15 protein-coding genes are annotated in these 13847 nt (G+C 42.2%); 4 read left to right on the top strand and 11 right to left on the bottom strand.

The window, feature by feature from the left end; genetic code table 11:
- Positions 1–318 precede the first annotated feature (318 nt).
- The 3 genes from BM294_RS14205 (at position 319) to BM294_RS14195 (ending at position 2590) form a co-directional block, all read left to right on the top strand.
- A complete protein-coding gene (locus BM294_RS14205; RefSeq protein WP_091209585.1) occupies positions 319–1053 on the top strand; it encodes a histidine phosphatase family protein in 735 nt (244 codons plus the stop codon).
- Between the two features lie 28 nt (positions 1054–1081).
- Positions 1082–1435, top strand: a complete 354-nt coding sequence (locus tag BM294_RS14200) for an AEC family transporter (protein WP_255407207.1) — start codon at positions 1082–1084, stop codon at positions 1433–1435.
- 336 nt (positions 1436–1771) lie between these two features.
- Entirely contained in the window at positions 1772–2590 is an 819-nt protein-coding gene (locus tag BM294_RS14195) for a putative hydro-lyase (protein ID WP_091209581.1), read from the top strand.
- A gap of 504 nt (positions 2591–3094) precedes the next feature.
- On the opposite strand, the gene BM294_RS14190 is transcribed toward BM294_RS14195, so the two are convergent.
- The 3 genes from BM294_RS14190 to BM294_RS16055 all read right to left on the bottom strand — a co-directional run bounded on the left by BM294_RS14190 (position 3095) and on the right by BM294_RS16055 (position 5251).
- The gene (locus tag BM294_RS14190; RefSeq protein WP_091209579.1) at positions 3095–4228 is read right to left on the bottom strand and encodes a 2-methylaconitate cis-trans isomerase PrpF family protein; all 1134 of its coding nucleotides are present in this window, start codon (positions 4226–4228) and stop codon (positions 3095–3097) included.
- 183 nt (positions 4229–4411) lie between these two features.
- Positions 4412–4828, bottom strand: a complete 417-nt coding sequence (locus BM294_RS14185) for a VOC family protein (RefSeq protein ID WP_091209577.1) — start codon at positions 4826–4828, stop codon at positions 4412–4414.
- Between the two features lie 279 nt (positions 4829–5107).
- Positions 5108–5251, bottom strand: coding sequence for a hypothetical protein (locus BM294_RS16055; protein ID WP_175494709.1), 144 nt, complete (start codon positions 5249–5251; stop codon positions 5108–5110).
- Between the two features lie 313 nt (positions 5252–5564).
- Here BM294_RS16055 and BM294_RS14180 point away from each other — a divergent pair, with 313 nt between their 5' ends.
- Complete coding sequence (locus tag BM294_RS14180) at positions 5565–6413, top strand: LysR family transcriptional regulator (protein ID WP_091209575.1); 849 nt, start codon at positions 5565–5567, stop codon at positions 6411–6413.
- Here the strand turns inward: BM294_RS14180 and BM294_RS14175 are convergent.
- The 8 genes from BM294_RS14175 to BM294_RS14140 all read right to left on the bottom strand — a co-directional run bounded on the left by BM294_RS14175 (position 6374) and on the right by BM294_RS14140 (position 13846).
- Complete coding sequence (locus tag BM294_RS14175; RefSeq protein WP_175494708.1) at positions 6374–6820, bottom strand: Fur family transcriptional regulator; 447 nt, start codon at positions 6818–6820, stop codon at positions 6374–6376. The genes BM294_RS14180 and BM294_RS14175 overlap by 40 nt on opposite strands.
- A 104-nt stretch (positions 6821–6924) precedes the next feature.
- The gene (locus tag BM294_RS14170; protein ID WP_091209571.1) at positions 6925–8028 is read right to left on the bottom strand and encodes a CobW family GTP-binding protein; all 1104 of its coding nucleotides are present in this window, start codon (positions 8026–8028) and stop codon (positions 6925–6927) included.
- A gap of 127 nt (positions 8029–8155) precedes the next feature.
- The gene (locus BM294_RS14165) at positions 8156–9094 is read right to left on the bottom strand and encodes a TIGR03943 family putative permease subunit (protein WP_175494707.1); all 939 of its coding nucleotides are present in this window, start codon (positions 9092–9094) and stop codon (positions 8156–8158) included.
- Positions 9095–9532: 438 nt separating this feature from the next.
- Entirely contained in the window at positions 9533–10369 is an 837-nt protein-coding gene (locus tag BM294_RS14160; RefSeq protein ID WP_036612740.1) for a PTS system mannose/fructose/sorbose family transporter subunit IID, read from the bottom strand.
- A 1-nt stretch (position 10370) separates the two neighbouring features.
- Positions 10371–11228 carry a PTS mannose/fructose/sorbose/N-acetylgalactosamine transporter subunit IIC gene (locus BM294_RS14155; RefSeq protein WP_091209567.1) on the bottom strand — a complete coding sequence of 286 codons (858 nt, stop codon included), beginning with the start codon at positions 11226–11228 and terminating at the stop codon, positions 10371–10373.
- Between the two features lie 23 nt (positions 11229–11251).
- Entirely contained in the window at positions 11252–11749 is a 498-nt protein-coding gene (locus tag BM294_RS14150) for a PTS sugar transporter subunit IIB (RefSeq protein WP_091209565.1), read from the bottom strand.
- Between the two features lie 77 nt (positions 11750–11826).
- Positions 11827–12255: a PTS sugar transporter subunit IIA gene (locus tag BM294_RS14145; protein WP_091209563.1), complete on the bottom strand. Its 429-nt coding sequence runs from the start codon at positions 12253–12255 to the stop codon at positions 11827–11829.
- 277 nt (positions 12256–12532) lie between these two features.
- Positions 12533–13846 (bottom strand): extracellular solute-binding protein, encoded by a 1314-nt coding sequence (locus tag BM294_RS14140; protein WP_091209561.1) that lies wholly within the window; start codon positions 13844–13846, stop codon positions 12533–12535.
- Between the last annotated feature and the right edge of the window lies 1 nt (position 13847).

The following is a 13847-nucleotide window of genomic DNA, read 5'->3' as shown; positions in this document are numbered from 1 at the left end:
GAAATATCAATTCCAGCAAAGAACATAGACATTAGATAAAACCTCCTGACTATTATAGTTGGCACTGTTGTCTACCACAGAGAGATCGACTGTGTAATCACGTAAATCTAAACGTCAAGCGTTAACAAACTAATTACCAGTATTAGACGACAAGCTGTGGTCTGAGTCACCTCCTACCAGTCAAAGCTGTAATTAATGAAAAACAAATCCACAGTGCCTAGATAAATATATCAGAAAAGGATTAGAAATAGCCCAGAGAACCTGGGAGAAAGGAAGAATCCAATCACTTTTCTAACATGATTGGATTATACGTACTATATGAAATTACTGATCATTCGACATGGAGACCCGGACTACGAACATGATTCACTTACGGAAACCGGTTGGACAGAAGCAGCACTTCTTGCGGAACGTCTTTATAAAACAGAAGACATCAGGGAATTTTATGTATCACCAATGGGGCGTGCCCGGGCTACTGCTTCACTTACTTTGAAAAAATTTGGAAAAGCTGCAGTTACACTTCCCTGGTTGCGAGAATTTAATGAAGCTTTGATCAACAGGCCGGACGTAAAAGACCAAAAGAAGATCTCATGGGACTGGCTGCCTCAGGACTGGACACAGGAACCTCTTTTTTACGATGCTGATCATTGGTTGGATGCCAATGTTTTCAAAGAGAGCTCTGTCCCTGAAGCATTTCAAAAAGTCACTTCCGGTTTGGATGAACTTCTTTTAAATCATGGCTATCGTCATGACAAAAATTTGTTTCAGGTTGAAAATGCCACTACGGATACTATAGCTTTATTCTGTCACTTTGGCGTAGAATGCGTTCTTCTGGCACACCTTCTTCACATCTCTCCCATGCAGCTTTGGCATGGATTTTGTGCAGCGCCCTCTTCTGTCACCGTGATATACACAGAAGAAAGACGTAAGGGGATAGCTCAGTTCAGAGTATCTTCATTTGGAGACATCTCACATCTTTATGCAGGTGGCAGGTCTTCCAGCTTTGCTGCACGATTTGCTGAAGTATATGGTAACGGAGACCGCTTAGACTGATTTATACTTTGTTGAATTTTTCTTTGCCCTGACTTTCTCAAACGCCGCCTTTATGGGTTTTCCTCTTATAGCGGCACTCTACGGTACTGAGGGGTTACTTTACGCGAGCTCTTACAATACGGTTTTCAACATTATCATGTGGACCTACGGATACACCATGGTTTCAGGAAAAACTAAAGTCAAAGACATCATCCGGACTCTCTGTACAACTCCGGCCATCATCGCAGTGCCTATAGGTCTTTTCATCTACCTTACCGGTTGTCATGTTCCTGAAGTCATTAAACAGCCCATAAGTCTTATAGGCGGTATGAACACACCTATAGGAATGATAGTCACCGGAATGGTGATAGCCACATATTTAATTACTGCATTCGTTCACTGATCCACCAACCATATCCAAAGTTATATGATGACGTGAGTGTCAAAAGTATTTGCCACTCACTGATGATGCGCAGCACGCACACATTCGTGTGCAATGTGCTACTGAACACTCATAACTCACGTCCTTTTGCTATGCAAAACGACTACGTTATTCGTGTTCGGGCGGGTCATAAAGTCTCAAATCATCGTGCAAGCACGTGATTTGGTACTTTTGACCCTTACATCATATGATCACATAACAATAATGTATATTAAAAATGAAGCAAATACATTGTGTTTTAAAGGTCTCTTCATATAATGAAATTATAAGACCATGACAAAGATAGGAGGTAGTTCTATGAATGCAAATGATTTTACCAACACAAGGCCTGAAGATGCCTGGAAACTGATCCGTGAAGGAACCATAGACTTTCCAACTGCGGGTATGTGCGCAGGCTATGCCCAGGCCAATCTCGTGATTCTTCCCAAACAATATGCAGATGATTTTAAGATATTTGCATCTAAAAACCCAAAGCCATGTCCTATCCTTGAGGTCGTGGAAGGAACTCCTGATGTCCATGATATGGGCGAAGGTGCCATCATCACCAGTGATGTACCGAAGTATCGTATCTGGAAAAACGGCGAACTGATAGATACCGTAAAGGATGTTACTTCATACTGGAAAGAAGATTCCGTGGCATTTTTGATAGGATGTAGTTTTTCTTTCGAGGAAGCCCTAATAAAGAACGGTGTTGATGTTCGTCATATATCACTCGGCTGCAATGTTCCGATGTATAAAACAAATATCCAGTGTGAACCAGCCGGAGTTTTCAATGGCCCGATGGTTGTCAGCATGCGTCCCATGACTCCGGATGATGCTGAGATTGCGAAACGTATTACTGATGCATATCCAAATGTTCATGGAGGACCTATACAGATTGGTGATCCGGAGGCAATCGGAATCAAGGACATCATGCATCCCGAATATGGTGATGCGGTTCCCTTCAAAGAAGGCGAGATTCCTGTATTCTGGGCATGCGGTGTTACTCCTCAGGCAGCAATTGAAAATGCAAAACTTCCTCTGGTAATTACACATGCACCGGGGCATATGTTTATAACCAATGTTCTCAATAAAGATTTAAACGATTATTTGGAAACAAAAAAAACTAAATCCTGAAAAGTAAAAACATCCGGTGATGTATGGACTCAGTTCCACACTTCACCGGATGTTTTATCTATTTCAATGCCGAACTGATCATACAGGTCATATGTACCTGTAAACAGTACATGAACAATAAAACCTATAACGAACTGGAGCATGGCCACTCCTAGAGAAATGAAAAAGAGGGGCAACGCATTTTTTATAATCTGCTTATCAGATTCTATTCCCGTATTATTGTGAATATGCAATCCCAGCGGAACTCCTGCTACTATGGGCACTATCAATACCCCGGGGTAAAGAGAGTAATACTCATACCATGCAGACGGAATCCCGTGATATAAAAAGAAAAACATATCATGACGTGTGTGTCAAAAGTATTTGCCGCTCACGTATGACCCTTACATCATATCATAACATCGGTTCTGACCGGCAAAATAAAAAATGCGGCCAAAACCCGAATACATCGGATTTTAGCCGCTTAAGTTATAGTATGATGTAAGGATTAAAAAAGCTTACCTTTTACCTTATGTATACATACCCGTCCATTATTCGTCTGGCTGTGCGGGTGACTCCGCCCTTCAGCACTTTCTCGCCGTCCATCTTCATATCAACTTCGGTTACTCCTGAAGAGTGTCCGAGACGAATGATATCTCCGGGTACATCTTTCACGATTTCATTTACGATGGTTCCCGGTATCTTGGCTGCAGCTCCTGTTGCAACGGCAACCGTCATTGGATATGCCTTGTGAAGCTGTCCGACGGAAATGGCACGTACACAGATATCCATTTTTTCACCGGAAACATCAGCGCCGTCCATGTTCACATAATCCTGAGCTTCGCTTATGATGGATACCTTCGGAGCAGAAGTAGCCTTTGTGCGGGCTTCCATGAAGTCTTCAACAAAACCGAATTTCACAGCTGCCATACCTCTTATTCTCTCGATATGCTCCATGACATCTTTGTTGCTGTTCAGCTCAGTGAGTTCGGTTCCTTTAATCCCAAGGTCGGATGCCTTGATAAATACCACAGGATTTGAACAGTCAATGACTGTAACTGTTGCGGGACCGTATCCCGGAACATCAAATACTTCCTGCTTTGCTCCTGTCGGGAAAAGCATTCCGCTGCGGGAACCTGAAGGATCTTCAAAGTACATGTCTATACGGGAACCTGTTCCCGGAACACCCTGAATCTCCTCGTCTCCGTACATGCAGGCATGCCCGTCCTTGACTCTTACATGTTCCTCTATTACCTTGTCAGTGTTGGTGTTATATACACGGACTATAGTGACAGGCTCCACTGCTTCTACCAGTCCTTCATCTATAGCGTATGGTCCTACTGCAGAAGAAATGTTTCCGCAGTTTGCAGACCCGTCAACTCTCGGAATCTTGATGTCTACCTGTCTGAAGGTATAATCAACATCAATTCCCGGACGGTCTGATTTCTTTATTACAGCTATCTTTGAGGTTGACGAAACGGTGCCGCCCATTCCATCAATCTGCTTCACATCCGGCGTGCCCATGACCTTCATAAAAATCTCAGGCCACTCTTCCTCATTTTCCGGAAGGTCCTCCTGATGGAAGAACACTGCTTTACTGGTGCCTCCCCGCATATATACACATGGAAATCTGCGCTGCTTCTGATCTGATGCTGACATTTTCAGATACCTCCTCATCTATTATCGCTGTATTACAGCCGAAATATCTCATATACAGATGTCAACTGATGCTTAAATTAAAATACAAGCTTATTACACCCTTTCGTATGGGTTCTACTCAACACCGGTGAACCCCTCACTTTTATAATTACATCATCATATGTGTTGATCTATATAAATCTGTTATCCAGCAACCGGAATCGCTTCCAGTTCATTCTCCTTATAGAACGGCGCCTTTTTAACAGTTATATGAATCCTGAACCCATTGATCTCCTCCACAAGGAAAATCAGCTTTATGGTCTTTCCGTCTGCATCATAACGTGCAGTATCATAGTCCATGGTATAACCTTTTGACTCAAGATACTTAATGGCAAGAGGCATATCATTAACAAAGAAACCAAGATGTCCCATGGTGCCCTTTCCCATCTTTTTCATGAGTTCCATCTTATTGTCTTCAGTGAAATATGAAGCAGGTATCTCACGATAATTCTTATATCCAAACACATCCGTAAAAAATGCTTTCATCTTTTCGCCTTCTTCAGGGCTCTGTGCGTTAATGCCTACATGTCCGAATTCAAATTTCAGATCATTGAAATCCATAGCCTTCCTCCTTGATCAATTTTTAGTTAAAATAACATCACTGTAGATTACTTTGGAAATCCCCATTACGGAAGATCCGTTACGAAACATTGTTCTCAATTAAATTAAGTATACCATATAATGATGAAGCATTATCATCAACAAAAGTGATTTTTATCTACTCTATTTATCTGATAAATACTTAATTTTTAAAGATAACACGAATCCGGATCTGTCGTGATGGCAGACCCGATATTCTTTCTATATGATAATGTTTATTTTGGGGGATTTGATAAACGATTATCTCGGTTGTGAAAGTACAGTTACCTGTTTGTTGCTACCTGTCACCATTTCATGTGAGATATGTGAGGTCTTACGTAAATCTGATTTCTCATAAGCTCCGATTATAACTGCGATGATTGCTAATGTGATGATAGTTGACATAGTGTATACCTCCTTGTGGTTATCTAAAAATTCATTTGTACTGAGATTTTTTTCTGTTTATATTTTTTATTTTTTCTTTCTCTTGACACTTCAGATGATAACACTGATACATTCATGCGTAAAATTCACATATTTCCTGTTTATACATTCCATATGGGCATGTATAATTATATTGTTACCAGGCTATTTCTAGTTATAGCCACATATACTCCGTATGTACCTGTAACTAATTTACGTTAGAGAATATAAATAAATATCTGTATGAAGGATATAAAGAGAAGAAACGGCTTTTCTCAAAGGAGGCGCCAGAGCTATGACAGACAAAGATATAGAGATACTTAAGGACCTTTCCGAAACCCACAACATCACAAAGACTGCAGAACGGCTGTACACCACCCAGTCAGCTCTTACAAAGCGTGTCCAAAGTATCGAACAGGAGCTGGGATGTCAGCTGTATATCAGATCAAAAAAAGGTCTTGTTCCCACTCCGGTTTCGGAATCTATCCTTCCGTATATAAAGAAAATACAAAGTGATATGGAGCGTATACGAAATCTCGCAGGAAATCCTGACGGGGAACTGAGCGGCACACTGAAAGTTGGTGTGGCAGTGAACTATGCCCGTTACAGGCTTGCGGAGATATTGGAACACTATATAGAAAAATATCCGAAGGTTGATATACAGCTAAGTGCCAAAAGAAGTCCGGATTTATACAAGGAACTGATATCCGGAGAAATTAATGCAGCTATCATCAGGGGAGACTATCCCTGGGCGGAAGGCGACGTGGTACTTTTTGAAGAAAATGTCTGCCTTGCAATGAATGAAAAAATGAAAGGCAAAGACCTGAATGAAATACCTTTTCTGGATAGAACTTCAGATGTCAGCTTTGAAGCTGATTTGAGTAGATGGATGAATGAAAATAAAATACGCCGGCATACAGGACTTCAGATCAACGACGTTGAAACCATCATGCAGATGATAGAACGCAATATCGGCTGGTCCATACTGCCGGCAATATGTCTTTCGGAATTAAAGGGGATTACAACGCCTTTGGCGTTTCGCTCAGGTGAACCTTTTCTACGTAAAACTCATCTTCTATACCGGCCGGAATATATCAAACTCCCTCAGGTGCAGGCATTTATTGAAACGGTTAAGTCTTGCTGAGGGTTCACTCTGCACTCATTGCACAGGCACATGATTACGGTCTTTCCGTAATCAATTTCTATACCGTAGTTTTTCTTCATCTTACTAGCAGCATCCGAAAAAATAATGTTGTCAAGATGGAATATCTTTCCGCAGCCTGTACACTCCGCATGTACATGCTCGCGACAGGAACCATGATTTTCAGAATACTGGTAACATGTTGCATTTACATCACTTTCCTTGTATTTTACAAGCTTACCGTCTTTGCACAGACGCTCAAGATTACGGTAAACTGTGGATCTGTCAAGGCCGTCACCATCTGATTTCAGCGCATTCAGTATATCTCTTGCAGTGAAACGCCTGTCTGCATTTTCTTTGAGATATTCCATGATTTCAGTTCTTGGTTTTGTTTTGTAACCGATTTTCATTCGTTCCTCCGAAAGGAGGCGGAACGGGTCAGGTATTATCCTAAGCCGCATCCCGCCACCTGCCAAGATTAAAAATTCATTTATTATGATAGTTTACTTTGAATTCAAGCACTTTCTATACACTCGTACAGTAACCGCTCAATTTCACATTTCTCATATCCTTTTCCGATGAAAACCACCTGATTACATCTGTCGCCATATGTCTCATCCCAATCTTCCTTTATATCCGGAAAGTCCTCTATTACAGGAGCAAGCTCTTCCTCCGGCCATGCAGATACCCATGGTGTGAGCTCAGTTATGGACGCATTTCTTCCGGCCTGCTCAAAAAGCTGCACATGCTCCCAATCATCGGAAAACCATATATATCCCTTTGATCGTATCAGTTTTTCCGGGTACTCTTCAACCAGTCTGTTGAATTTTTCTCTGTTAAAAGGCCTTTTTTCTTCAAACACAAAAGATGTTATGCCATATTCATCCACACATGCTTTATCTTCATCGTGGGCATTTAAAGTTTTCTGCACCGTACTGTACGACTCTACTTCATCATAGTCAAAATCCGGACGGTCAAGCAAGATATCAAGGTCAACTTCTCCATGAGTACAAGTGAGCATTTCAGCTTCCCGCTGAATATTACGAAGACCGGACGTTACTTCATCAAGCTGATCTTCGCTTAGCAGATCTGTTTTGTTTAGTATCATCAGATTACAGAACTCTATCTGATCCATTATAAGATTGATGATGTCTCCATCCTCTGTATCCTCAGAAGGATCAAGGCTGTGCAAAAATTCACGATATATTCTGTCAACATCAACAACAGAAACCACTGATTTCAGGTAAACTCTCGTATCTTCTGTTGTTTCCTCATAGTTCACAAAAGCACCGGCTATGGATGAAGGTTCGCTTATTCCTGATGCTTCAACAAATATAGCTTCGATACTTCTGTCAGCAGACAGTCTTTCAATTTCAGCCATAAATTCATCCCGAAGCGTACAGCATATACAACCGTTCTGCATCTCCACCATTTCAATCTGGGAAACCTGATTTCCTGTTTTATTCAGAATGGATGCATCTATGTTTATACTGCCCATATCATTAACTATGAGGGCTATCTTACGTTTCTCCTGTTTGAGTATATTCTGCATAAGGGTTGTCTTTCCCGATCCGAGATACCCGGTAATGATAACTACAGGTAATTCTTTCTTTGACATTATGATTCTCCTTTTTTCAATAAAAACATCGGCTTTGGGAAACGCTGATTTAATCAGTGTTTCCTTAGTTTAAATCTTCCTGACAAGAACCGGCTTTAAATGTCAGTTTTAGGGAAGACTGACTCAATCAGTAATACAAAAATATATCTTCAGGTGCTTTGACAGTTTTAAGCTCGGCTATTTTCAAAAGAATAATCTGATACCTTCCATCTATAAGCCCCTTTTCAATCTGCGCGTCCACTTCTATCCAGTCACCTTCAGTTGGAACTTCACCTTCATATTCAGCAATGAAACCGACAAACTGCGCATCTGCAGCACAGCAGATGGCGGCATACCTTCCCACATAAAACTGATTATCATCGAGATCCTTTCCTTTCGTTACTACGCCACTTAAATGAACCTTTTTCCCATAGTACTTATCTGGATTTTCCAGGCAATCCACAAACCATGAACAGAATAAATCATCAGTAATGTTGATACTGTTATCTGTATCATCTATAAGCAGTTCATCTTTCCCGTCAGCAATTTTTCCATCAAGTCCGGAAAAGTAAATCGCAGCTCTGCTGTTTAGAAGCATTATGGATCTTCTCACATTTCCCTTTTTGAAATCTTCTCCACATCTGTTAAACAGAATCACATCCGATTCTTTCAAGGGTTCCATTATTGTCTGTCGCATATTTTTCAGGTAAAGCTCATATGTACCTGCATCAACGAAGCTGAAAACATTGGCAACATACCAGTTTTCAGGTAAATCCATCTCGAGAAAGGTCTTTAGACTCCACATACCATTGAACTCCACGAAAACTCTCTCGGGCTTGTACTTATCTGAAATCCCGGAAAGAAACTCCACTGTAAGATCCGATTCGTTCTCTAAGAAAATCTGATCAATATTCAGCTTAATTAATTCATCTGTTCTGTATTCTTCTTCACCCTCTTCAGTACATATGATGATGGTTTTACCGGAATTAACATTGCTGTTTTTGATAATGCTTTCCTGAAGCGCTGTGGTTTTTCCACTGCCCAGAAAACCTGAAAATATAAAAACTTCGGTTTCGATATGTATCACCTCTCTTCTGATAATTGCAACACAGTCGCAGTTTATAATAATCGTGCATGTTTACTCTGTCAATGCTTTTTGCGACAATGTTGCAATTATTCTTTTGGTTAATTATTCATATAAAAAATAAGCGTTAGCCCTCGCGAAGCGCGCTTAAGTGGTCTGATGTTCACAATGGGCACATTGCATGAATTGATCCAATATCTACTTTAACCAATCTCATTTTTTTGTATGAAAAAAGAACCCGGTACTTCAATATAATGAAGTCCCGGATTCTTTCGTATACTATTCAACTATTTATTTGAAAGCGAGAGGTTTTTTTGACTTTTCCAGTGCCAAAGCTGTGGTTTTTCAATTACTAATGGTGAAGTAATGTAACTATATTTTAACTTATCTCAGTATTTCATCAATTGTAGAAACTGCCTCTTGGTAACTCACCATTCAGTCTTAATATGAAAGACCCGGATTGAAGAATCCAAGTACTACACCTGCGAAGGCGATAACCACAAGGAGAAGCATAACCTTGATAGGGCTGAACTGCTTCTTGGCCATGAGCCACCAGCAGAAGATTACTACGATAGCTGTAAGCACTCCCGGGAATACTCCATCGAGTTTCTCCTGGAGAACCATGTAAGCCTCACCGCTTGCATTTACGAGATGGAAGCTGGTCTTTACACTGACCCATGTGGCACTTACCGCACCTATTACTATACCGCCGAGTGTTGTGACTGCCTCACGGATAGCCATTCCTATATCGCCTACAAGGAACTCAACAGCTTTTGTACCCATCTGATAACCCTTGTTATAGATGAACTTCATTCCGAAGTAAGCGAACAGGTTCCAAACCAGCATGTAGAATATAGCACCCATCGGAGAGCCGCCGCCTGACATACCCATGGCGATACCGAGAAGGATCGGGATCACAGTTCCTACTACAAGTGAATCACCGATACCGGCGATAGGTCCCATGAGACCTGCACGGAGACCGTTGATAGTCTCTGAGTCTACCTCTTTATTTCCATTGGCTCTTGCCTCCTCAAGTCCGGCTGTCACACCGACTATGATTGCACCGAGCTGAGGCTCTGTATTAAAGAAAGCACGGTATGTATCCATTGCCTCAGCCTTCTTGTCTTCGTCATCATAAAGCTCATCTACTATAGGAAGCATGGAGCAGAGATAGCCAAAGGTCTGCATGTGCTCCTGAGAGAAGCATGTCAGGTTACCGTAATACCAGTTATGAAAAGCTTTTGATAATGTCTTCTTCGATATTTTCTTCTCAGCCATTTTAAATGTCCTCCTCGTCATCATCCCAGTTATTGTTTGAAGCATTGGCTGCTGCAGGCGCTGCCTTCTTGAGCTGAAGCATCTTAAGGTTGTAGATAACAATTGCAAACATTGCCGCAACAACTGTTGCACTTACAAGATTAAGACCCATAGAAGCTGCCAGTGTAAATCCGAAAAGATATGGTACGAAATCAATTACCGATCTGACGATCTGCTTTAAAAGGATTGCGATTCCGACGCAGGGAAGGAGTGCACCAACCGTGAAGAGTGTCTTCATCGGGATTCCATCCATGGGAAGTGATGTCTTGATGAGATTAACAACAGGCTCACCGAGGAGACACATAACTACTGTAGGGATAAGTGAAAATGTGATATGTGAGATCCATGGAAGAACCATGTCTACAAGATAAAGCTTATGATACTCTCTATTGTCAACCCACTTCCAGCCCATGTGCTGCCAGATGAGGTTCATAGTTGCAGTCCCGTAGAAAAGAACAGTTCCGATAGTACCTACCATGGTTCCGAAGGAGGTTGCAAGAGCGATTCCTTCTGCCGAATCAGCAGCAAGTCCGTAGCTCTTTAAGGCAAGCATGGCAAGAGGAATACCGATATAAGATACGGCACGAACGTCTGCGGAAACTGTTCCGCCCGGTGTTACAAGTGCGATATAAACAACCTGCATCGCGCATCCCACCAGAATACCGGTCGGGATATCTCCTAAAACGATACCGCATATAAGTCCGCCAACCAGAGGACGTCCCAGTGTGTAGTTACCGATAGATGTTCCGCCAAGTCCCGGCATACTTGAAAGAGATGCAAACAAACCGAGAATTATAGCCTGAATAATACTTATGTTCATGATTAATCTCCTTAGTTTATCAATTAGTTAAAGCCAAACTGACCTCTGAACTTGTTCCAGTTACCGATAGATGTTTCTTTGAGAAGTGAGAACTCTACTTCATAGCCTGTGTTTCTGATATCTTCAAGAGCCTGTGCCTCTTCCTGCGTGATGGACTGGTTGTTGCCCAGTTTAACGGCTCCCGGTCTGTCGTTGCATGGTCCAACGATAACGGTTTTAACATCCCCCGGTACAAATCCTGCATCAACAAGTATCTTCTTCATATCGATCGGATTTTTTGTGATAACGAAGTAACGTGTATCGGACTCGATTACCTTCTTGCTCTTAGCGATGAACTCATCTACACCCCATACAAATGTCTTCTTGTCAGAAGCACTCTTATAAGCAGCCTTCAAAACAGGACTTGCTGCCGCTGCATCATTAACTGCGATGAGTCCGTCACAAGGGTACTCAAGTGCCCATCTTGTCACCGTCTGTCCGTGGATCATTCTGTCATCAATTCGTAAAAATGTTACTGCCATATCTTCCTCCTCTATAAAGGCATGTTTTTGCCGTTTATCTCTGCCATAGAGCTGCAGATCCAACCGGCTCATATAATTTAAAGTTCTTCTTCCTCATCCTCTGCTTCAATCCTGAACTCGTGCAATTGATCTCTTGCACCCTCCAAAGCATCGGCCAGAACTTCATCAGTTTCTGCATCATCTTTGCCTATCACCGTTGTGATAACCAGCGGAAGATTCATTCCTCCAAACATTCTCGTCCTTCCGAGAAGCCCCAGCTCAGAGATAACATTGGCTGCATTGGTAAGTGGTGAACCGCCGATCAGATCACCAAAAAGTATGATCTCATCTTCTTCCTTTACTACCTTGAGCATCTCTCTAACGTTCCCGCAAAACTCATCTGCACCCATGCCGTCCTTAAGACTTGTTGCCAGAAGATCTTCCCTGTCTTCTCCGGCAAGCATGCAGGCCGCACTCCTCAGCCCCGGAGCAAATTCACCGTGACTGACCAGTACAACATATTTCATACATATACCTCCCCTTTGAGAACCCAGCCCATTACACACTTTCTGTAAGAGCTTAAGTTACTTACAACAGTTACTTCAAATCATCAGCTGCCCGGCCCGTAAACCGGAGCCACGTTCTGTCTGATCACACAGATACTATAACGATTTCAAAACATTAAATCAGGTAACATGCGTCACTGATTTAACAAGTAATTTGTACTCCAAAGGACATGACATTTGTCATTTGTAAAAAAAGAGTTCTCCGCAGCAAGTGCAGAGAACTCTTTAACCTTAATATTTAATAGCTCAATTTCTTTATGTAATTGTTGATCCTTCGGTTCCATATGATCTGTTCCATACGGATATTGGACTTATCCTCAAGAATCGAGTCCACCGCAGTGGTCACCTCAGTCTCCAGCTCCTCATAATCGGGAAAGCGGTTTTCATTTTCCGCTCTTTCCATGACATAAGTAATCACATCTCTGTCCAGAACCACTCCGTAACGGTCCAGCACATACTCTTCCATCGCAGGATCTTCCGTAACTGACTTAAGGGGTGACAGCCCCTCTGAATAGTCATATATCTCTTTTTGTATGGCCTCAGTCGCTGTAAGGGTCTTTATGAACCTCCAGGCATCCCTTTTACTGTGTGAATCAGATGACATGGCAACAGTGAGTGTGTCCAGTCGCGAAACATTGTCACCTGCAGTACCTGCCGGCATGGATGTATAGCCCCACTCAAAATCCGAGTAGTTCTGATAGCTCAGGTCATTCTGGACCCTCGCCCTGTATGTTGCAAAGGACATCGGCTCGAAGGCAACCACTCCCTTATAGAAATCACCGGCGGAGATCACCTTGCCTTTCGGAAGCTTTGACAGCTGCTCCAAAAGTATCAATGCCTCATTTATGTTATCTCCTGTAAAGTCACAGGCTGTACCCTTGTCATTGAAAAGCTTTACCCGGTTTGCTGCAAAGGCATCCTTCCAGCTGTAATCTATGACCCCATACTGCCCGGAAGCCTCTCCTTCAGACACACCTGTCATCCTGCAGGCCTCATAAAACTCATTCCAGGTCCAGTCCTTCCGAGGTTCCGGAATGCCGTTGTCCTGAAGCAATGTCCTGTTCATGACCATAATTACGGGTGAACATTCATACGGAAGTGCGTACAGCATATTTCTGTATCGTCCACTCTGAAGAGCCTTTTCATAAAACACATCCTCGGAAAAATCATTGTCATGCTTTATGAAACCATCAAGGCTCTGCATCGCACCTATTTCCGCAAAGCTTTGGAAACTATCTGAGGGAACCAGAAAAACATCCGGCATCTTCCCCTCTGCCTTCTTCCCGGAAAGCCACTCCTGATACTGGTCTCTCGTGATTCCGCTCACATATTGAACTCTGACTCCCGGATTTTCCTTTTCGAAAAGATCGATGGCATCATCAAGTATCTTGTAGGAATTACCATTCTGCAGACTCCAGTAACTTCCCGCAAAGGCTCCAACTGTGAGCACATTCTGACTTCCGGAACTTAGAGGAAGAAAGCCATATACGACAAGTACGGCCAAAAATACCAGCACAGCGCTTAGTAGTAATCTGTATCTTCTTTTCACCATA

Source organism: Oribacterium sp. WCC10 (assembly GCF_900113415.1).
Lineage (GTDB): Bacteria > Bacillota > Clostridia > Lachnospirales > Lachnospiraceae > Oribacterium.
This window is presented reverse-complemented; position numbering and strand designations above follow the sequence as displayed.